This window comes from bacterium (assembly GCA_039961635.1).
GTDB lineage: Bacteria > 4484-113 > 4484-113 > JAGGVC01 > JAGGVC01 > JABRWB01.
On record JABRWB010000054.1, the window covers coordinates 1 to 19,525 of the forward strand.

Annotated in this window: 22 protein-coding genes; 12 read left to right on the forward strand and 10 right to left on the reverse strand. The window is 60.5% G+C overall.

Going from position 1 to position 19,525, the window contains the following annotated elements; translation table 11 throughout:
* Positions 1–2 precede the first annotated feature (2 nt).
* From HRF49_08220 to HRF49_08260, 9 genes are all read right to left on the reverse strand, one after another.
* A complete protein-coding gene (locus HRF49_08220) occupies positions 3–410 on the reverse strand; it encodes a carbon storage regulator (GenBank protein MEP0814632.1) in 408 nt (135 codons plus the stop codon).
* 46 nt (positions 411–456) lie between these two features.
* A complete protein-coding gene (locus HRF49_08225) occupies positions 457–939 on the reverse strand; it encodes a flagellar assembly protein FliW (GenBank protein MEP0814633.1) in 483 nt (160 codons plus the stop codon).
* A 4-nt stretch (positions 940–943) separates the two neighbouring features.
* The gene (locus HRF49_08230; protein ID MEP0814634.1) at positions 944–1,375 is read right to left on the reverse strand and encodes a hypothetical protein; all 432 of its coding nucleotides are present in this window, start codon (positions 1,373–1,375) and stop codon (positions 944–946) included.
* A 3-nt stretch (positions 1,376–1,378) separates the two neighbouring features.
* Entirely contained in the window at positions 1,379–4,108 is a 2,730-nt protein-coding gene (flgL, locus tag HRF49_08235; GenBank protein MEP0814635.1) for a flagellar hook-associated protein FlgL, read from the reverse strand.
* Between the two features lie 6 nt (positions 4,109–4,114).
* Positions 4,115–5,947 carry a flagellar hook-associated protein FlgK gene (gene flgK / locus HRF49_08240; GenBank protein MEP0814636.1) on the reverse strand — a complete coding sequence of 611 codons (1,833 nt, stop codon included), beginning with the start codon at positions 5,945–5,947 and terminating at the stop codon, positions 4,115–4,117.
* Between the two features lie 34 nt (positions 5,948–5,981).
* Positions 5,982–6,494 carry a flagellar protein FlgN gene (locus HRF49_08245; protein MEP0814637.1) on the reverse strand — a complete coding sequence of 171 codons (513 nt, stop codon included), beginning with the start codon at positions 6,492–6,494 and terminating at the stop codon, positions 5,982–5,984.
* Positions 6,472–6,768 (reverse strand): flagellar biosynthesis anti-sigma factor FlgM, encoded by a 297-nt coding sequence (flgM, locus tag HRF49_08250; protein MEP0814638.1) that lies wholly within the window; start codon positions 6,766–6,768, stop codon positions 6,472–6,474. Before flgM ends, HRF49_08245 begins: the two co-directional genes overlap by 23 nt.
* A 3-nt stretch (positions 6,769–6,771) precedes the next feature.
* Positions 6,772–7,182, reverse strand: coding sequence for a rod-binding protein (locus tag HRF49_08255; protein MEP0814639.1), 411 nt, complete (start codon positions 7,180–7,182; stop codon positions 6,772–6,774).
* 70 nt (positions 7,183–7,252) lie between these two features.
* On the reverse strand, positions 7,253–7,591 hold the full coding sequence (locus HRF49_08260) for a cupin domain-containing protein (GenBank protein MEP0814640.1): 339 nt from the start codon (positions 7,589–7,591) through the stop codon (positions 7,253–7,255).
* Positions 7,592–7,661: 70 nt separating this feature from the next.
* Here HRF49_08260 and HRF49_08265 point away from each other — a divergent pair, with 70 nt between their 5' ends.
* From HRF49_08265 to phoU, 12 genes are all read left to right on the forward strand, one after another.
* Positions 7,662–8,072 carry a twin-arginine translocase TatA/TatE family subunit gene (locus tag HRF49_08265; protein ID MEP0814641.1) on the forward strand — a complete coding sequence of 137 codons (411 nt, stop codon included), beginning with the start codon at positions 7,662–7,664 and terminating at the stop codon, positions 8,070–8,072.
* A complete protein-coding gene (tatC, locus tag HRF49_08270; protein ID MEP0814642.1) occupies positions 8,065–8,811 on the forward strand; it encodes a twin-arginine translocase subunit TatC in 747 nt (248 codons plus the stop codon). The genes HRF49_08265 and tatC overlap by 8 nt, the downstream gene beginning before the upstream one ends.
* Positions 8,812–8,972: 161 nt before the next feature.
* Positions 8,973–9,704: a hypothetical protein gene (locus tag HRF49_08275; GenBank protein MEP0814643.1), complete on the forward strand. Its 732-nt coding sequence runs from the start codon at positions 8,973–8,975 to the stop codon at positions 9,702–9,704.
* Between the two features lie 27 nt (positions 9,705–9,731).
* Entirely contained in the window at positions 9,732–10,631 is a 900-nt protein-coding gene (locus HRF49_08280; GenBank protein ID MEP0814644.1) for a sigma-70 family RNA polymerase sigma factor, read from the forward strand.
* A gap of 67 nt (positions 10,632–10,698) precedes the next feature.
* A complete protein-coding gene (locus HRF49_08285; GenBank protein MEP0814645.1) occupies positions 10,699–12,015 on the forward strand; it encodes a COX15/CtaA family protein in 1,317 nt (438 codons plus the stop codon).
* A gap of 86 nt (positions 12,016–12,101) precedes the next feature.
* Complete coding sequence (locus tag HRF49_08290; GenBank protein MEP0814646.1) at positions 12,102–12,788, forward strand: response regulator; 687 nt, start codon at positions 12,102–12,104, stop codon at positions 12,786–12,788.
* A complete protein-coding gene (locus HRF49_08295; protein ID MEP0814647.1) occupies positions 12,785–14,581 on the forward strand; it encodes a PAS domain-containing protein in 1,797 nt (598 codons plus the stop codon). The genes HRF49_08290 and HRF49_08295 overlap by 4 nt, the downstream gene beginning before the upstream one ends.
* Before the next feature lie 207 nt (positions 14,582–14,788).
* Positions 14,789–15,763, forward strand: coding sequence for a PstS family phosphate ABC transporter substrate-binding protein (locus HRF49_08300; protein MEP0814648.1), 975 nt, complete (start codon positions 14,789–14,791; stop codon positions 15,761–15,763).
* An 89-nt stretch (positions 15,764–15,852) separates the two neighbouring features.
* Positions 15,853–16,776 carry a phosphate ABC transporter permease subunit PstC gene (gene pstC / locus HRF49_08305; GenBank protein MEP0814649.1) on the forward strand — a complete coding sequence of 308 codons (924 nt, stop codon included), beginning with the start codon at positions 15,853–15,855 and terminating at the stop codon, positions 16,774–16,776.
* Complete coding sequence (gene pstA / locus HRF49_08310) at positions 16,777–17,640, forward strand: phosphate ABC transporter permease PstA (protein MEP0814650.1); 864 nt, start codon at positions 16,777–16,779, stop codon at positions 17,638–17,640. It abuts the gene before it with no gap.
* Complete coding sequence (gene pstB, locus HRF49_08315) at positions 17,634–18,431, forward strand: phosphate ABC transporter ATP-binding protein (protein MEP0814651.1); 798 nt, start codon at positions 17,634–17,636, stop codon at positions 18,429–18,431. The genes pstA and pstB overlap by 7 nt, the downstream gene beginning before the upstream one ends.
* 13 nt (positions 18,432–18,444) lie before the next feature.
* On the forward strand, positions 18,445–19,119 hold the full coding sequence (gene phoU, locus HRF49_08320; protein MEP0814652.1) for a phosphate signaling complex protein PhoU: 675 nt from the start codon (positions 18,445–18,447) through the stop codon (positions 19,117–19,119).
* Positions 19,120–19,132: 13 nt separating this feature from the next.
* Here phoU and HRF49_08325 read toward each other — a convergent pair whose 3' ends face one another.
* Positions 19,133–19,411, reverse strand: a complete 279-nt coding sequence (locus tag HRF49_08325; protein ID MEP0814653.1) for a hypothetical protein — start codon at positions 19,409–19,411, stop codon at positions 19,133–19,135.
* Between the last annotated feature and the right edge of the window lie 114 nt (positions 19,412–19,525).

The following is a 19,525-nucleotide window of genomic DNA, read 5'->3' on the forward strand; positions in this document are numbered from 1 at the left end:
GGTTAAGTCTTGGAGTCGGGCAATTCCGGCACATCGCCGTCCCCCGTCAGCGCGGCCTCGCGCATCTCTTCCGCGATCTTCTCGTACACCTCTTCCCGCAGAATCTGCACGTGCTTTGGCGCGCGCAGCCCCAGCTTGAGAACGTCGTTCTTGGCCGAGACTATCATTATCCCGATCTCCGCGCCCAGCATCACCCATGCGTCCGTGTGAACCTCGATCTCCACCCGCGGCCAGGGCGCGCCCGGAGACGCAACCGGCTTTACGAGCGGCACGTCCGAGGGCGGAAGGTAAACGGGCAGCGGGGTCGCGATTTCCAGCAGCGCGCGCCCGCCGCCGCTTTCGAGTGCGGTCAGGAGCACAGCCGGACCGATACGGACCCGCTCGCCAACTCTCCTTGTCAGAACGAGCAACGCGGCACCGCGGCCATTATAGGGCGGGACGCGGGACGCGTCAAAATCACGCCCGCTTGGCCTCGGGGACGAGCGAAAGGTCGGGCGCGCGGCCGGACTCGGCCGCGGCCGCGAACAGCCGGTGCTTGGTCTCGTACGGTGAATCGTCCATCACGAACTGGTAGCCGACGCGGCGGATTTTGTTCAGCACGAGCGGGCCGAGCAGGTTCACCGTACTGTCGGTGAACTCGGGCGCGATGTTGACTATCCCCAAAACGAGCAGGTCGCTTACCGATGCGAATTCGGATTCCATGACGCGGTCGAGCTTGACGTTCACCTCGTAATCCGGGAAGAAAAGAAACGGCTCGACGACGAAAAAGCACAGCCGCGGCTCCTCCAGCGACTGTAGCCACATGAACGGCGCGAGCTTTTCCTCGCGGTAAATCGCGTATCGCCGGTACTCCGGAAAGCCGATCAACCCGAACGGGAAATCGAAGATGTCCTCCGGAGCTATCGTTATCTCACCGAATCGCGCAGTCTGGAATTGCATGGCGTTATGTCCCCCCGGCCGCGCGGCCGTAGCTGATTTCAATTGCGCCCGGATGGACGACGATGCGCGCGGGCGTGAACTCGATATTTATCGCCGGCGGCGAAAGCGGGATAAATCCGGAACCGACTGGCGCGTCGCCGGGCATGTCGAAAAGCCTTTCGGACGCGATTTCCGCGAACGCGTCCGGATTGTCCGCCGGGCGCGCGAACAAGTCGCCTTCCCGCGCGACGCGCGCGACACCCGATAGGAGCGCGGATTTGGAGTCGTCCCGACGGAACGCGACCTCGTCGTGCCAGCCGCGGTAGCCTGCCTCCGCGCGCGGCTTTGTCGAATCCACGGAGATGCGCGTGCGCGCGTTCTCGATCTCGATGCGCGCGGGCGTTGTCCTCACCTTGAGGGCGACAATCGCCGTGCCGTTTGTTCCGGTTACGTTCAACTTTTACCTCAGGAAATCGAACAGCGTGGACTGCAGGATGCGCGCCCCCGCGGAGAGCGCCGCCTGCAGCACGTTTTCCTGCTCCTTCAAATGGATAATAACTTCGGTGAGGTCGGCGCCCTGGACGCCGAGCTTGACCTTTTGCAGCTCCAGCGAAAAGCTGTCGCTCTGGTCGAGCGCGAATTCCAAGCGCCGCACCGCGCTGCCCGCGCGCGACCGGAAGTCGAGCGTCGTGGTGAAGTCGCGGTCCACTTCGCCAAGCCGCGGCTCGGATAACAGATACACGCGCTCCTCGTCCACGAGAAACGACGAGAACTTGGACGATAGCGGAAGCACCGTTCCGGAAAGCGACTCGAACGCATCGTCGAAAACGGCGCGCGAGCCGCCGCGCGGATCGAACGCCTTGATGCTAATCGAAGGAACGGGCTGGTTGGAAATGTTCTCGACTTGAATGCGCCCGTCGCCGGTCACGGAAACCACAGCGCCAATGCCGAGGAAATCCGAAAGCTCCGCTGCGAGGTCGCCGAGCGTCGTGAATTTCTGGACGTAAAACCTGCGCGTGTTCGCTCCGGACGTGAATTCGATTCGGTCGCCGGGCGCGAGACCCAGCAATTCGCCGTCCGAATTCTGCAGATCCACGAGGAGGCTTTTCTTGTAGCCGACCGTCAAAAGGTCATCGCGGATTTTGAGAAGCGTGTCGAGAAGGTTGGCCGACTCGATAATCGTCCCCTGCCCGTCCGAGCTTCCCGCGCCCGGAGTCGTCGGCCCGGCCAGTCCCAGGTTCGCGAGCGTGCCCGGAAGCACGTCGGCGAGGACCAAATCGGACGCGTCCACGCGGCTGCCCTTCGCGAGCGTCTGAATTTGAATGAAGTCGAACCCGCCGATGTTGACGACCGCGGCCTCCACGTTGTTCGCCAGCACGTCGTTTGAAAGTATCTCGCTGTTGATCGCGGCGGCAAGCGCGGCTGCGGTCGCGTACGCGCCGGCCGCGATCGTAATCGCCTGGGGCGCGGGATCGCTGTAATCGCCGCTGGAAAACGGTGCGAGGTCAATGCTGAACGTGTCGTCCACGCCCGCGGTGATCGTCAGCCCCGGAGGAAACGGCGCGGTCGAAAGCACGAACGCGGGGGAGGGGGTGTTGACTATCCCCAGCGCGGCCAGAGTGCCCGCGTTCACGTCGGAGAAAGCCAAATCCGTCCCCAGCACGTCCGCGCCGGTTTTGACCGTTTCGAATGCGAGCCGCCCGCCCTCGTCGTACGCCTCGACAAGCCCCGCGAGCCTGCTGTCGCGTATGCTCGCGTTGATGCTGTCAACTAAATCGGCCAGCGTCGCGACGGAATCCCCGTCTATGTCTATGGTTACCGGATCGAGGTCGGCGCCGTCGAAGTGCGCCGAGGCTCCGAGATCTATCGCGAACTTGTCGTTGCCGTCCGTACCTGCGCTGTCCGCCTGCTCCGGGCCGCCCGCCAAAGTGAGTCCCAGCAAAATGCTTGCGGTGTCCAGATTGCCCTGCGAGTCGAAACCACCTACAACCAAATCGCTCGCGGTAATCGCCGAGCCGCTCTCGTATGTTTCGATTTCGATAGCGCCCGCGTTTTCGCGCACGATTATCTTGTTCAGGCCGAACGTCGCGTCGACGCGCTCCTGAATCATATCCGCAAGATCCGCTACGGTCGAGTAGTTTCCGCGGACCAGGTTAACCGACAGCCGCTGTTCCTCGTTGTTGTTGGCCGCGCCTGACAATCCGAGTACGAGCCTGTCGTTCGAGTCGTCTATCGTGATTCCAGGATTCGGCGGCGAAGGGAACGGCGCCAGCACCGCGCCCGTCTTTATGGCTCCCTGCGAGTCGGTAATCGGAAGCGCGGGCGCGGCGGACGCGATGTTGAACGCGCCTCGCGGCATCAGTCCGAGATACTCAAGGATTTTGCCGCCCGTGTCTTCGAGCCTTATTTCGCCGCGCGCCGACAGCGATTCGAGCGTGAGCACGAAATTGGGCTCCATCTTTGCGACGACGCCGATGTCGGGCGTGGAGTTGATCCTGTCCTTTATTTTCTGAAGCGTATCGGTCGCCGAAACCGAAATCGTCTTCCCGTTGATGCGGAAAAATCCGCTGTAGCCCAGCGCGCCGCCCGATACCGCCCGCCCCGTGCGCGTCTCGGTCTGGGAAAGGAAAACGTCTTTTCCGGTGAAGTTGACGTCTATGTCGGTCATATTGCCGATGTTGCGCGCGATGACTCCCTTGTCGCCCGCGTAGTTAACGTCCTCGACGAACGAGCCCGACGCGGAAAGCGCCAGCTCAAACGGCGGCTTGAGCGTCTGGTATCCCGCGTAAAGATAACGCGCGTTGTAGTCGGCGTTCGCGAGCGTGACGACGCCGCGCACGATTTGGTCTATTTCAAGAGCGATGGCGCGCCTGTCGTTCGCGGTCAGGTGCGAGTTCGCGCCCTGCACGACCAGCTCGCGCGCGCGCTGCATATAGTCGCCGACCGAGCGCAGGCTCTCGTCCAGGTAGCTCATCCGCGATCGCCCGTCTTCCATATTCCCGCGGTACTGCTCGAGGTGCATAAGTAGCGTGTCTATGTTCAGCACCTGGCCCGCGCCGGCGGGATCCTGGCCGAACCGGTCGAATTTGTTGCCCGTCGATACCTGCCGCTGCAATTCCGCAAGGCGCGTGTCGAGGCCGCGTAGCTGGGAGAGAAAGTTGTTGATCAGGATACTCTGCGTGATTCTCATCCGCCGCTACCTCCCCACGATCCCCATGCCGTTGATTATGCGGTCGAGCACCTGGTCGAGCGAGCTTATCATCCGCGCCGCGGCTTCGAGAGCGCGCTGGAAGCGGATCATGTCCACCGCCTCCTGGTTCAAGTCCACGCCCGCAACGGCCTCGCGCCGGTTGTCCACCTGCTCGATAATCAGCTCCTGGTTGGAAGAGATACGCGTCGCCTCCTGGACGCGGACGCCGAGACCGGTCACGACGCTTCTGTAGTAGCCGAAAATCGAGTCGCCCTCGGCGAACTCGGCCTGGTTTTTGAGATCGGCCATCGCGAGCGCTATCCGGTTGTCTCCGGGGCCGGAGAACAGTCCGTCGTCGGTGCCCTGCGCCGCGCCGATCACGTTCAGGTTGCGCTCGATCAGCGGATTGAGCCTTATCGTTTTCGCAATGTTTATGAAAGTCGGATCCTGCGGAACCACCACTTCGCTTGTCGGGACGAGTCCGAGCGAGGACAGGAAATTGGAAGTGCCGGCTTTTGCGCTTATCGCGTTGTAAAAGCCCAGCTCGGAATTGGGATCGTTCACGTCGGGCGGATTGTGCAGCGAGAGCCGCACGATGTCCGTACCCAGCACGTTTTCGAGGCCGCCGCGCACGCGCGCGTCGGTCGCGTTCGATATCCGGTTCAATATGTCGCGCAGCGTCGTCGTGCTTCCCGAGCGGACTTCATCCTCGGTGATCTGGATGCGCGCTTTGCCTATAAAGAAATCGCCGGACGTGACGCCAAGCTCGAACAACGTAGTATCTAGGCCGGTCGCGGAAGGAATCGCGGTCAGCCCGTCCAGCCTGCTTGTAACAACATCCACGAAATAGTCGCGGCCCGCGATGCCGTCAAGCCCGAAGCCCTGCCGGTGCAGTTCGTTGACGCGGTTCACGACCGCGCTCACCGCGACGTTGAAGTCGTGGCGCACCGCGGAAAGCGCCTCGTCGCGGAATTGAATAAGGCCGGCCAGTTCGCCCTGCCGCAGGTCGAGGTCGAAGCCGCTGTCGAGCTTGACGTTCACTTTCTCGCCGATGAGCGTCGCTTCGCTTTCCAACCTCAGTTTCGTCGAAAACCTGTCCTGAACGAGAGGATGGCCGGCCACGCTTACTGTGTAGAACCCCTGCGGATCTTCGTGAACGTTGATATTGATGAGCCGCGATAGCTTTGAGATGATCAGGTCGCGCCTGTCGCGCAGGTCGTTCGCGTTCTTGTTTCCCGTACCTTCGATTGACGCGATTTCCGCGTTCAAATCCGCGATTTGGCTTGTGAGGTTGTTTATTTCGGTGACTTTGGTCTTGACGAGGTCGTTGACGCGCCGGAATTCTTCGTCGAACCGGCCGTCCATATCGCGGATCGTGTTGATCAGAGTCTGCGACACTTCGCGCAGATTCGCGCGCGCGCTTTGGCCTTCCGGCTCGAGCGAAAGCACCTCCCACGCGTTCCAGAACTGCTCGAGGACGTTGGCGAAACCGTTCTGACCGGGCTCGTTGAAAATGCTTTCGACGCGCTCCAGGCCGTCGCGCAGCACTTCGATGCGCCCGCCGACTCCGTTCTCGCGCCGGTAAATCTGCTCCAGGAATTGGTCGCGGATTCGGATGAAAGCGTCCACCGTTACGCCGGTGCCGACCTGCCCCGCCCCCGTTCCCATCAGCACGCCCGGCACGGGAAGCGGAGGAGACGCGACCTGGACGACGCGCTGGCGCGAGTAGCCTTCGGTGTTAGTGTTCGCGATGTTGTGGCTTACGGTGTCGAGCGCGCTCTGCGCGGCGGTCATGCCGCGAAGGGCAGCTTCAATTCCGAGATACGTTCCGCGAATCATAAAAAACCAGTTGCAGAGTTATCTAGTTGCCGGGCTACGCCTTGCGGTCCACCAGGTTGCGCCTGAGACCTTCGTACTCGAAGCCGCCCTCGGCGCCGTAGTTGGGATGCTCGGTCGTGATCGTGACCATGCGAAGGATCTGCTCCGAGTAAATGGCAAGGTTGCGCGCCAGAACCGCGTTCGAAAAGTTCACCTCGCGAACTTCCGACATTTTCGCTGCGAGCTTTTTGCCGAGGCTGGCAAGGGGATGGCCGGTCGCGGCGTCCGCGCCGGCCAGAATCTCCGAAAGCGTCGCGTCGTCGTCAAGCCCCAGTTTCACCGCGATGAACGTGGTCAGCGCGTATCTGTCGCGCTCGCGTTCTTCCAAGCGCGCCAGCGCCTTCTCTTCCGAGGCGATGAGCGGGGGCAGCCGATCCAGCCGCGATTCAAGCAGCAACGCGCGCTTTTCTTCGAGTATGTCCTTGAGCCTCCCGGCCAGAACCAGGAGATCGCGCAGGATCGTTTCAAGGCGCGCAAATTCCGCGCTAACCGCGTTTGATGTCGTCAAAGTAGCCATTCTCGTCGAGCCCGCGGGCGACAGCCTCCTCGTCGATTCGGTATTCGCCCCGTTCGAGCTGCGACTTGATCTCCGCGAGCTTCTCTGCACGCGTCCGAGGATCCGTCGGCGCGAGATTTTGCGAAAGCCTGGCTCTTGCATTGTCGCTAATCTCCACCTTGTCCGGCCCGACCTTGGGCGCGCCGCTTGGGCGCGCTACCTCGGATGCTCCGCGCAGTCTCGCGTTCACAATGCTGAAAAGCCGCTCGATACCGGGAATGCGCATACCTCACCTCTCTCCCGCGGGCCGCGGGAACGCCCGCCCGGGAAAAGCGCCCGCGCCAAGCACAGCACGCACGCCAATTCCGTTATCGGCGGGAACGCGGTATTCCTTAGATAATCCGGAGCGCATTATAGCCTTCTCAACCGCTTCCGCGATACCCGTACCCGGTTTGGAGCGCGCCATGCGCGCCGCGACTTCCTCGAAGAACATATCCTGGTAGAAATCGCTGGCCAGATTGTTGCCGAAAAGCCCGCTTTTCATCACCGTTGCGCGCATCTGCTTGAGCAACATGGCAAGCAGAACCTGCTCGAAATCCAGCGCGGCTTCATGCGCGCGCTCGTCCTCGCTCTTTTCGCCCGAAACCGGGCCGCGAAGCGTATCCAAGTAAGTTAGGGACGCGCCGCTCAGGTCCATCAAAGCGGTTATCGGACGACGGACGCGCGGTTTGAGCCTTCGAGTAAAACGGGGATACATCGGGCGCCGGCGGTTACTTCTTTGGCGCGCTGTCCTCTATCGTTATAAGGTTGCTCGTTTCAAGCATCATTATGATCGTCCGCGTATCAGCGACGATCCTGTGGATTGTCCACGCGGGCACGATTCCTATATCGCCCGTGTTGAATTCCTGCGTTCCATCCTCGGTTTCGAGCACGAGCGAGCCGCGGTGAACAAGAAATAAAGTGTCGTGATCGTGGTGGTGCCAGGGAAATTCGCCCTCGCACTCCATCATCTTTAGCGAGAAGCCGTCCACTTTCGCGAGTGTTTCCGGCACGTAGTTGCCGCGGAGCGAGTTGATCGCGTCCCGGAGGTTGAATCTAACCAGCGTCATCTTGCCATCCCTGTCTGCATCCGAGCCGTCCCGGATTATATCACCGCGGCGCCTGTTATAATTTGCGCCGGTGTTCAATATAGGCCTGGGCGAGCTGCTCGTCGTCTTCCTCTTCGCGTTGATTTTTTGGGGCCCCGGCTCTCTGCCGGAAATCGGCCGCAACCTGGGCAGGTTCACGCGCAAAGTGCGCGACTTCGCGCTGGACGTGCGCGCGTCGCTTGGCCCCGCAACGAAGGAGTTCGACGAGCTGCGAAGCACCGTGGACGAGATACGGAATCCCGTCGCTACGTTCGCGCGCGAGGTGTTTTCACCCGAATCCGGCGACTACCGTCCGCCGAAGCGCAAACAGGAGAACATAAAGGCGGAAGCCGCGGACGGCGCCGCAGAAGAAGCTTCCTACTCCGATGCCGCATCCAAGCCCGCCAGGCCCGCGCGCGAAGCCGAGCCGATTGACGACTACCTGGGGAGCGGCGATGGATAGCCCGGAAATCGAAAAAACGGGCGGCGAAACGGGATGCTGGCAGGAGATGAAGCCGCATCTGGTCGAGCTTCGAAACCGGATACTGGCCACGATCGCGTTTTTCGCGCTGGCGTTCGCCGCGGGATTTTACTATGCAGAATTCATTTTCGATTTGTTGGTTTACCCGCTTCCGGAAGGGCTGCGGCTGAACTATTTCGGAGTGGCGGAAGCGTTTTTCACGGATGTCAAATTGGCCGCGGCCGCGGCGCTGATTGTATCCACGCCCGTGTTCCTGTTTCACGTATGGCGGTTCGTCGAGCCGGGGCTGAAGCGGCACGAAAAAAGGATCATCCTGTCCACAGTGCCGTGGGCGATGTTCCTTTTCGTCGCCGGCGGCGTGTTCACATACTTCGCGGTTGCGCCGGCCGGGCTTAAAATCCTTTTGGGATGGGGCGCCGACAGGTACGATCCCGTGCTGTCCGTCGGACGGTACACCAGCTTTCTAATCGGATTGTTGCTCGCCGGAGCGCTGCTTTTCGAGCTGCCCGTCGTGCTTGTCGGACTTGCCAAACTCGGCTTCGTCACAAGAGCCAGCCTGATAAAGCATTCGCGCACCGCGGTTGTCCTGATTCTGATTCTGGCAGCCGTGCTTACGCCTTCCCCCGACGCGTTCACGATGCTCGTCCTGTCCGGGCCGATTATTCTTTTATACTTCCTAAGCGTGCTTTTCGTGGGCTTTGTGAAACCCGCCGGGGAATGATTCGGGTTGCTGGAACAAGAGCACTTTTGTCACGTCATATAGTTTGCGCGATGTTATCGGCGTCGCGCGGGTAGTAATCTAGGCGGAACGCCGATTTAACGGCATTCCGCGGACCGAAAGGACCGCGGACGCGGATTCGGCGGCTTCGCGGGGAGCAAGGAATGCGCAAAGTACCAATTGTTGCTTTGTTTTTGATGGTTTTTGCCTTCGCCGCGCCGGGTTGGGCGGCGTCCACAGGCGAAATCACGCTCACGCTCGACTTTTCGGGTCTGTCGTCGCATATGACCAAGCTTTTCGGGATGATGGGAGCGGCGCCGCCGCCGGAAGCGGATTCCGGCCGGCCCATCGCGGTCACGTTCAACGGCCATATCTTCATCCAAGGCGACAACCTGCGCATAGCGTTGGCCGATCCGACGGGCGCGTCCGCGGGCGCGGTTCCGGCGATCGAGATAATGGTCAACAAAAGCGACAACAAGCTGTACTTTTACTATCCCGACACGCTAAATGGGGTCGCCGTCGACCTAGGCCAGGCGGAGAGCTCCGGGCTGGCGGAAAGCGGCGCGCTTACCGGCAACCGCAATTACCGCGACCTGCTTGGAAACGTGAACGCCAAGTCCGTGGGCAAAGAAACCATCCTCGGCCACGAATCCACCGGATACGCGTTCAAAATCGCGCGGGAAGGCGGCCGGACGGTAATGGTGGATATGTGGGTGGCGGACGATCTGGGATTCCCGATCGCGGTCCGCACGCGGTCGGATATGTTCAACATGACCTGGGAAGTGAAAAACCTGAAAACGACGCCCGACAAAGGCGTCGGATTTTTCCGCCCGCCCCAGGATGCCGCGTTAAGGCAGGATTCCGCAGCGTCCATTTTGGGGATGGCGGGCATGTGACGGAAACGGGGGCGGGGGTTGGAGGAATTGAACGACAGAAATTCCGGCGAAGTGCGGGACAAGGACGAAGCCGTCCTTGAGAACGCTCTGCTTCAGTACCTGAATTACATCAGCTCGATCAACCTCCTCACAAAAGACGAGGAATACCGTTATCTGAACATCTATCACAGTCCGGACAGCACCGAAGAGGAAAAGCTGGCCGCGCGCGAAGCGCTGATAAACGCGAACTTGAGGCTGGTCGTAAGCATCGCCAAGCGCTACCGGATGCTCAACGTGCCGATGACGGATTTGATAGGCGAAGGCAATCTGGGGCTTATCCGCGCCATCGAAAAATTCGACACTAGCACCGGCTTCAAGTTTTCCACCTATGCCACTTGGTGGATCAAGCAGCGCATACTGCGTTACATAACAAAGAATCAAAGCCAAATACGCGTACCGGAACATGTGCTGGACATAATGCGCAAGCTGAACCGTGCGACGTACGACTTTCGCGCAAAGTATCAGAGGGAACCTACCACCGCCGAGCTTTCCGCTGCGTCCGGTTTTTCGCCCGAAGACATAGAGAAATACACGAACCTCGTTCCGTACGTTCAAAGTCTCGACTCCGGATTCGAGTACAGCGACGGCGGCCAGGGCGACGACCAGCGCGACCTTAAGGAGCGCGTCTCTTCCGGAGAAGACCTGTTCTCGGATGCGATGACCGCGCTTGAAGTGAAGGCGCTGCTCGACCGGCTTGAGCCGAAGGAGCGCCACGTCGTGATGCGCCGGTACGGACTGGAGCCGAGCGGCGAAAAGAGCCACGGGCCGGTTTTCACGCTGGAGCAGATCGGCGGGGAGCTGCATATGAGCAGGGAGCGCATCCGCCAGATCGAAGCCAAAGCGATACGCAAACTCAAGCAATACGCGAGGCAGATAAAGCGGTATTGATTGCGGCGGATTGTGGGATAATGCAGCGGCTGTTGTTTTTCGCGCCCGGCGCGCAAAGGGAGTAAACGTGACTTCAACCGCCGCGAGGCGACATTTCGTGGACGTGATCGCGATCGGCTTCGGCGCGACCGCGGCAATGTGGGCGGCCGGATATCTCTGCAGGCTGCCGGCCGTGATGGCGCCTGCGTGGTTGCTTTTCGCGATTTTCGTTGTATGCATCTTCGCGGGCGGCTATGCCGCGGGCGCGTGCGCGGGGCGCGGGATTTGGGGAGGCGCGGCATGCGGCGCGGTGACAGCTCTCTTCAACCTGCTCATAATCGGCAGCCTGATTTCCGATGCCGATACGTCCGGTCTCGCGCCCTCCGCGCTAATCTGGATTCCCGGCTCGATCTTGGCGGGGGCGGCAATCGCGGCCATCGGTGCGACGGCCGCATCCCGCAAGGCGCGCACGGCGGCGCAACGCGACGCGCGAAGCTGGACCGGCGCGTTCGCGAAAGCTCTTGCGGGAGCGACGTTTTTGCTGATCACGATGGGCGGCGCGGTCACCTCCGCGGACGCGGGTCTGGCCGTCCCCGACTGGCCCAGTTCGTTCGCGTACAACATGTTCCTCTTCCCGCTGTCGCGAATGACAGGCGGGATTTATTTCGAGCATGCGCACCGGCTTGCAGGCATGCTTGTGGGGCTCGGCTCGATTGTGCTTTTCGCTTTAGTTTTGATTTACGAGCGGCGCGTCTGGATTAAATGGCTTTCGCTCGCGACGTTTCTGCTCATTTCGGCGCAAGGTTTGTTGGGCGGGCTGCGCGTAATCGAAGGTATGGAACCCGGAGCGGCGGCCAAGTCCGCCGCGGAGCGCGCCGACGTCTGGATGGCGCTGGGACATGGAATCCTGGGCCAGCTTATCTTTGGACTTGTCGTGGCGCTTGCGGTTTTCCTTTCGGATGCGTGGCTGAACCAAGGCCTGAAAACAGCGGCGCGTTCCGCGCGCGCGGATCGCGCGATCACCGGCTGGCTCATTCCGCTGGTAATTCTTCAAATCGCGTTCGGCGCCGTATTACGCCATGTCGCGGGCGGTCTGCACATTCATATCACTGTTGCCGTGATCGTCGCCGTCGTCGCGGTCATGGCAGGCGTCCGCGCATGGGGGATATACAAGGATTCGCCGATCCTGCAAAAATCCGGCCTGGCGCTTGCGCACACGCTCGGATTGCAGCTTCTGCTTGGAATCGCGGCGCTGATTTTCACCGCGGACATCCCCGGCAGCGCGTTCATCGACGGCGGCAGAATTATCGTGCCGACAATCCACCAGGCGGTCGGCGCGCTCCTTTTGGCGCTTTCGGTGAACCTCGCGCTTTGGACGCGCAGGCTTCTTGCCGATCCGTCATAACACAAACCTGGCCCGCGCCAAACGAAAACTTAATACGTCCTGCACAAAATGGAAATCCCATCTCCGTTTTGAAAGAGGGCATACGAATGGCCAAAAAACAAATCCTTGTCGTGGACGACGAGGAAGACATTCTCGAGCTGGTGCGATACAATCTCGTCAAAGAGGGATACGCGGTGCAATGCCTAAAATCCGCGGAAAGCGCGCTGTCATACGCGCGCGCCAATCATCCCGACCTGATTTTGCTCGACATAATGCTGCCCGGAATGAACGGCCTGGACGCATGCCGGGCGCTGAAAAGCGATCCCTCAACAGCGAAAATACCGGTGATAATGCTCTCCGCCAAGGGCGAGGAGGCCGACATCGTGGCCGGACTTGAACTCGGCGCGGAGGATTACATCACGAAACCGTTTTCGCCGCGCGTGCTTGTCGCGCGGCTGCGCGCGGCGTTCAGGCGGCGCCTGATGGAGGCCGAAGGAGCGGACAAAGTGATTAAAATCCACGGATTGGTCATTCATCCGGGCCGCCGCGAGGTCGCCGCCGGCGACCGGAAATTCGACCTCACCTTCAGCGAGTTCGGCATCCTGCACTTCCTCGCCTCCCGTCCCGGCTGGGTGTTCACGCGCTACCAGATAACCGACGCTGTGCGCGGCGACGAGTACGCGGTCACCGACCGCTCGGTTGACGTGCACATCGCAGGATTGCGAAAGAAACTCGGCGAATACGGAAACCTCATCGAAACCGTGCGCGGCGTAGGATACCGCTTCAAGGAATGACCGTGCGAAAAAAGAAGCGCCTTCTGCGGCATCTTGTCACCTTTTATTTTGTCGTGATCGCCGCGTCGGTCGCCGCGCTGTCGCTGTCCTACTCCGGAACTTACCGCAAGGCCTATCTAAGCAGCCTTTCGTCTTTCCTGGAGGAGCGGGCGCGGTTCGTCGAGGCCGAAATAGAGGGCGAGGGCGGCTTCTGGGACGAGCCGTCGCACGTAGACGCTTTGTGCAAGCGGCTGGGCGAGCTTACGGTTTCGCGGATAACGGTGATTGACAAGAACGGAAAGGTGATGGGCGATTCCGACGCGGATCCCGAAACGATGGACAATCACTCGCTTCGGCCGGAGGTGTCGGCCGCGCTTGCTGGCGGCACAGGTAGCTCGGAACGGTTTTCGCGAACCATCGCCGAGGAAATGCTGTACGTCGCGATTCCGCACGAAGAACGCGGCGAAGTGCGGGCGGTCGTGCGCGTCGGGATGCCCGTGACCGCGATTACCCGGACTCTTGGCGCTTTGAACCGCAACTTGCTTGCAGCCGGCGCGATTGTGGCGCTGCTTGCCGCTGCGGCAGGGCTTGTATTCTCGCGCCGCACGGCCGCAATCATTCAGGAAATGCGGGACGGCGCGGCGCGAATCGCGGAAGGCGACCTTACGCACCGCGTCGCCGTGCCGGACGTGCTGGAACTCGCATCCCTGGCGGACGCGGTCAACAGTTTGGCGGAAGAGCTTGGCGCGAGGCTTGCAAAGGTTTCGGAGCAAAAAGCGGAGCTCGAAGCGGTGATGTCGGGGATGAGCGAAGGGGTAATCGCGGTGGACGGGTCGGAAAAGATCATCCGCATAAACGCGGCCGCTGCCGGACTTGCCGGAATCGATCCTGCATCCGCAGCCGGAAAATCCGTCCCGGAAGCGATCAGAATAACCGCGATCCAGAAATTCATTTCGCGCGCGCTGGGCGCGCGAACCGCGATCGAGGAAGAGTTTACGCTGTACGATGGGCGGGAAAGGCATTTCAGCGCGCACGGCTCGCCGCTTCACTTAGCGGGCGGCGCGCATTCCGGAGCAGTGGTTGTGCTCACCGAAATCACGCGGCTTAAAGAGATGGAGAAAGTTCGCAAGGATTTCGTCGCGAACGTTTCGCATGAGCTCGGGACGCCAATAACGGCGATAAAAGGATTCATCGAGACGCTGCGGGAAGGCGCGATCGAAGATCCCGAGGCCGCGTCGCGATTCCTGAAAATAATGGAAAGGCAGGCGGAGAGACTGCATTTGATATCCGACGACCTGCTGAAGCTCGCACGCATCGAGCAGCAGGCCGACGAAGGGCGGATTGCACTTTCCAAAATTAAGATTCGCGATATTCTGGAAGACGCCAAAGATTCCTGTGCCGCGCTGTCGTCGGAAAAGGGCATACCCATTGTCATCAAGTCCGACGAAGAAATCGAAATCGAAGCGAACGCGCCGATGCTTGTTCAGGCGGTTGTGAACTTGATCGACAACGCGCTCAAATACTCGGGCGCGTCCGAGCCTATCGTCGTATCCGCAACACGCATCCGCGATTGGATCGAGTTGTCGGTTGCCGATAAGGGCTCGGGAATATCGAAGGAACACCTGCCGAGGCTGTTCGAGCGATTTTACCGGGTAGACCGCGCCCGCAGCAGGGAATCGGGCGGAACCGGTCTGGGGCTGGCGATTGTCAAGCATGTCGCGCTTGCCCACGACGGAATTGCGGAGGTTGAAAGCGAGCTTGGAAAGGGAAGCAAATTCACGATAAAGCTGCCCGCAAGCCGAACGAAAAATTAATCTATGCGATACGCCGTCTTAATTTGTTCTTAACACAGCGCTTGTTTCATGCGGCCGGCGCGAGCGGCATCGGATCGCGGCGCCGGAGGAAATCAGATGAAGGAATTCAGGCATTTCATTTCGCCTGCCGTTTTAATGTTTGGGCTGTTTGTTTCGGTTTTATCGGGCTGTCCGAGTTCGTCGGGCGGCGGCGACGAATCGGCGGATATGAAATCCGGCGGCTCGCAACCGGCCGCTACGGGAAGTTCGGAGACGCTCGATATTTCGGGTAAGGTCACGGCCGACGGCTCAAGCACCGTATATCCCATAACCGAGGCGGTCGCCGAGGAGTTCCGCTCGAAGGCGCCAAATGTGCAGGTGACGGTCGGAATCAGCGGCACGGGCGGAGGATTCAAGAGATTCTGCGCGGGCGAAACCGACCTGCAGAACGCTTCCCGCCCGATCAAACCGGAGGAGGACGCCAAGGCCAAGGAAGCAGGCGTCGAGTATATCGAGCTGCCGGTCGCGTACGACGGATTGTCCGTCATCGTCAATCCCAAGAACGACTTCGTAGACCACCTGACCGTGGATGAGCTGAAAGCAATTTGGGGGCCGGGCAGCACAATCAAGAACTGGAAAGAAGTCCGCAAGGGATTCCCCGATTCGCCCCTGCATCTGTTCGGCCCCGGTACCGACAGCGGCACCTTCGACTATTTCACCGAAGTGATCAACGGCAAGGCCAAGGAAAGCCGCCCGGACTACACGGCGAGCGAGGACGACAACGTGCTTGTTCAGGGGGTCGCGGGCGACGTGGGCGCGCTTGGATATTTCGGATTCGCGTACTACGAGGAAAACGCGGACAAGCTGAAGCTGGTTCCGGTGGACGGCGGCTCCGGGCCGGTCACACCTTCAAAGGAAACCGTGATGGACGGCACTTACAAGCCGTTATCCAGGCCGTTGTTCGTTTACGTAAACGTCGCGAGCCTGGACAAGCCGGAAGTCAAGGAGTTTGTCCAATTCTACCTGACGAACGCGAAGGAGCTGGTTTCGGACGTGGGATACATCCCGCTGCCCGACGCGATTTACGCGGCGGCCGCGCAGCGGCTTGCTTCCAGAACAACCGGCACCGTATACACGCAAGGCGAAGGCGGAGGCAAGTCACTCGCCGAGCTTTACGGAGTGGCGGGCCAAAACAAATCGTAGGGGAGCGGTTTGCCCGCTCGCGCGCATAAAGATGGGCGGGGGCAAACCCCGCCAGTACATTTAATTTCAACCTTGCGCCAACGAAGGAAATGAAATTGGACAAGTCCGTCGCGGCATCGCTTTCGAAACGGGGACATGCGAGACTAAAGGAATGGTTGATCCAGGCCGTCCTGTTCCTGTGCGCGCTTTTGTCCGTAGCGACAACCGCCGGAATAATCCTCGTGATGGCGGACGAGACATTCCAATTTTTCCGCGAAGTGCGGATTGCCGAGTTCCTGTTCGGCACAGAGTGGCATCCGCTGTTCGCCCCCGCCAAGTTCGGCGTGCTGCCACTGGTCAACGGCACATTGCTTGTCGGCGTCGGCGCGGGGATATTCGCGATGCCCATCGGGCTGTTCACCGCGATTTACCTGTCGGAATACGCGACATCAAAGATTAGAAGCTGGCTCAAGCCGGTGCTCGAAATCCTCGCGGGCGTACCGACCGTCGTGTACGGATACTTCGCGCTCACTTGGGTAACGCCCGCGCTGCAAAAAATAATCCCCTCGACCGAAGTTTTCAACGCGGCGAGCGCCGCGATCGTAGTCGGGATAATGATCCTGCCCACCGTCGCTTCGCTTTGCGACGACGCGTTCCACGCGGTGCCGCGTTCGCTTCGCGAGGCCGGTTACGGCCTGGGCGCGACCAAATTCGAAGTTTCTCTCGGAATAGTCCTTCCCGCGGGGCTTTCGGGCGTGCTCGCGAGCTTCGTCCTCGCGTTCTCGCGCGCGATTGGCGAGACGATGGCGGTCGTAATGGCCGCGGGCGCGACGCCGAAGATGACGCTCAATCCGTTCGAGTCCATCCAGACGATGACCGCGTACATCGTGCAAATCAGTCTGGGCGACACGCCCGCGGGCACCATCGAATACAAAACGCTGTTCGCGGTCGGAATGCTTTTGTTTCTGATGACGCTCGCCATGAACCTGGTCGCGAACTGGATATTCCGCAGGTTCCGGGAGGTGTACGACTAGATGCTGCGCGACAACATCGCCAGGCGGCGGATGATCGGCGCGATTTTGCACGGGCTGTTCCTGGCCTGTACGCTGGCGGGCGTGATTTTTCTCGTGATTTTGCTGTGGCAGGCGACCGCGCCGGGATGGAGCCACCTGAACTGGGATTTCCTGAACAACTTCCCTTCGCGCAGGCCGTCGCAGGCCGGAATCAAAGCCGCGCTCGCGGGCTCGCTTTACATGATCGCGATCACGATTTTGCTTTCGGTTCCCATCGGAGTCGCAGCCGCTATTTATCTCGAGGAATACCAGAAGAAGGGCTTCGTCAACACGCTGATAGAAATAAACATCGCAAATCTGGCGGGCGTGCCGTCCATTATATACGGACTGCTGGGGCTCGGACTTTTCGTTCGCTGGATGGCGCTCGACCGCAGCGTGATTTCCGGCGCGCTGACCATGACCATCCTCGTGCTTCCCGTGATCATCATCGCGGCGCGCGAGGCGCTGCGCGCGGTGCCGGATTCGCTGCGCCAGGCCGCGTTCGCGCTGGGCGCGACGCGATGGCAGACCGTGCAGCACCACGTGCTTCCCGCGGCGCTTCCCGGCATACTGACCGGCGTGATTCTTTCCATATCGCGCGCTCTGGGCGAAACCGCGCCGCTGATCACGATAGGCGCGCTGACTTACGTCGCGTTCGTTCCGACGAAGCTCACGGACGGGTTCACCGTCCTCCCGATACAAATATTCAACTGGGCGTCGCGCCCGCAGAAGGAATTCCTGGAGGTCGCGTCCGCGGGTATCATCGTCCTTCTTGCGGTGCTGCTGTTGCTCAACTCGGTGGCGATACTCATCCGCCACAAGTTCGAAGGCGGCAAAAAATGGTAAATGAGGCGACCAACGCAAACGGAAACGGCGCGGGCGAGAACGGCGCGGCCGTGCTGTCCACGCAGAATTTGTGGATCAGGTACGGCCAGAGCGCCGCGGTCAAGAACGTGACGCTTTCCATCCCGAAGCATTCGATCACCGCGATAATCGGCCCGTCCGGCTGCGGCAAAAGCACGCTTTTACGCGCGTTCAACCGGATGAACGACTTCATCCACGGCGTCTCGATGGAAGGCCGGGTCGAGTTCCTGGGCACGAACATATACGACAAAGCTGTTGATCCCGTCGAGGTGCGCCGCCGCATCGGAATGGTTTTCCAGAAGCCGAATCCGTTTCCGAAATCAATTGCCAAGAACGTGTCCTGGGGGCCGATGATTAACGGCTACAAGGGCGACGTGCGGGAGCTTGTAGAAAGCTCGCTTAAACGCGCGGCGCTTTGGGACGAGGTGAAGGACAAGCTTGAAGAATCGGGGCTTTCGCTTTCCGGCGGCCAGCAGCAGAGGCTTTGCATCGCGCGCGCGATAGCGATGGAGCCGGAAGTTATCCTGATGGACGAGCCGTGCAGCGCGCTCGATCCGATTTCCACGACGCGTATCGAGGATCTGCTTATCGAGCTAAGAAAAAAATATACGATAGTCATCGTGACCCACAACATGCAGCAGGCCGCGCGTATTTCGAAGTACACCGCGTTCATGTACGAAGGCGAGCTTGTGGAGTACGGCGATACGAAGAAAATATTCACCAAGCCGGACGAGAAGAGAACGGAAGATTACATCACGGGAAGGTTCGGCTAGGCCGGAGGCAAACATGATGGCGATACACCTGCAGCGCGAAATTGAAAAGATAAAGAAGCAGCTTTTGCACCTCTCGGCGCTTGTCGAAGAGGACTTCAACAAAGGCGTGCGCGCGTTCGAAACGGGCGACACCAAGCTGACCGGCGAGGTCGTGGCGGGCGACGAGGAAATAGACCGGCTGGAAGTGGAACTCGAAGAGAACTGCCTGAAGATACTCGCTCTTCACCAGCCCGTCGCGATAGACCTGCGGTTCATCATCGCGGTGCTGAAAATCAATCCCAGCCTCGAGCGCATCGGGGATTTCGCGGTGAAGATCGCGCGCGCGGCCGAGTTCACGCAGAAGTACGGACGCGACAAGAACTTCAGCGACTTCGTCCAGATGGCGGAGATGACCCAGCGCTCGCTCAAGCGCAGTTTGGACGCGCTGGTCAATCTCGACGCGGCGCTTGCAGAGGAAGTGCGGCGGGAAGACGCGGAAATCGACAGAATGAAATTCCGGCTGAACGACCGCATCCGCGAGGAGATGAAACTGGACCCCGCGCAGATCGACTTTTACGTGAAACTTCTGGGAGTGTCGCGCTACTTCGAGCGCGCGGCCGACCACGCAAGCTCGATAGCCGAAGACGTGATTTACCTCGTCAGCGGCGAGATCGTGCGCCACCAGGACGAAGCGCCGGGCGAGGGGTAGTTACCGCGTTTTTTCAGTGCCCATGCGCGTGGGCGGCTTCGTCCGGCGCCGCGTCCGCATGCGCGTGCCCGCCGCCCGCGGCCGCCGCCGCGAATCCGATCAGCCTGTTCATTTCCGCTCCTTCCGGCGATTCCGCCGTTCCGTCAATTGCATCCGCCCTGCGAGGAAAGCTGCACCTTCCATCCGCAGGACAAATAGGCTTACCCGCCGCGCCTGCTTCGCCCGCCCACCGGACGCGCTGCCCGCGCAAGTTCCAGGTGTCGCGAGCCGGAAAATCGGGTATAATCCCCATGGATCACCCAAGGAGGGTTTTCCGATGACGGGAGATTCTGAGCTTTCCTTCATCCGCCGCGGCGCGTGCGATACGGCGCCCCGGACGCGGCGTTTCGCCCGGATTCAGGCCAAT

Bases quoted from the DNA above. Each gene is read 5' to 3' on its own strand.
- pstA (MEP0814650.1), top strand. From the start codon at position 16,777: ATGCTGCGCGACAACATCGCCAGGCGGCGGATGATCGGCGCGATTTTG.
- flgM (MEP0814638.1), bottom strand. From the start codon at position 6,768: ATGCGCATTCCCGGTATCGAGCGGCTTTTCAGCATTGTGAACGCGAGA.
- HRF49_08295 (MEP0814647.1), top strand. From the start codon at position 12,785: ATGACCGTGCGAAAAAAGAAGCGCCTTCTGCGGCATCTTGTCACCTTT.
- HRF49_08225 (MEP0814633.1), bottom strand. From the start codon at position 939: ATGCAATTCCAGACTGCGCGATTCGGTGAGATAACGATAGCTCCGGAG.
- HRF49_08290 (MEP0814646.1), top strand. From the start codon at position 12,102: ATGGCCAAAAAACAAATCCTTGTCGTGGACGACGAGGAAGACATTCTC.
- flgK (MEP0814636.1), bottom strand. From the start codon at position 5,947: ATGATTCGCGGAACGTATCTCGGAATTGAAGCTGCCCTTCGCGGCATG.
- HRF49_08260 (MEP0814640.1), bottom strand. From the start codon at position 7,591: ATGACGCTGGTTAGATTCAACCTCCGGGACGCGATCAACTCGCTCCGC.
- phoU (MEP0814652.1), top strand. From the start codon at position 18,445: ATGATGGCGATACACCTGCAGCGCGAAATTGAAAAGATAAAGAAGCAG.
- tatC (MEP0814642.1), top strand. From the start codon at position 8,065: ATGGATAGCCCGGAAATCGAAAAAACGGGCGGCGAAACGGGATGCTGG.
- pstC (MEP0814649.1), top strand. From the start codon at position 15,853: ATGAAATTGGACAAGTCCGTCGCGGCATCGCTTTCGAAACGGGGACAT.
- flgL (MEP0814635.1), bottom strand. From the start codon at position 4,108: ATGAGAATCACGCAGAGTATCCTGATCAACAACTTTCTCTCCCAGCTA.
- pstB (MEP0814651.1), top strand. From the start codon at position 17,634: ATGGTAAATGAGGCGACCAACGCAAACGGAAACGGCGCGGGCGAGAAC.
- HRF49_08325 (MEP0814653.1), bottom strand. From the start codon at position 19,411: ATGGGGATTATACCCGATTTTCCGGCTCGCGACACCTGGAACTTGCGC.
- HRF49_08275 (MEP0814643.1), top strand. From the start codon at position 8,973: ATGCGCAAAGTACCAATTGTTGCTTTGTTTTTGATGGTTTTTGCCTTC.
- HRF49_08300 (MEP0814648.1), top strand. From the start codon at position 14,789: ATGAAATCCGGCGGCTCGCAACCGGCCGCTACGGGAAGTTCGGAGACG.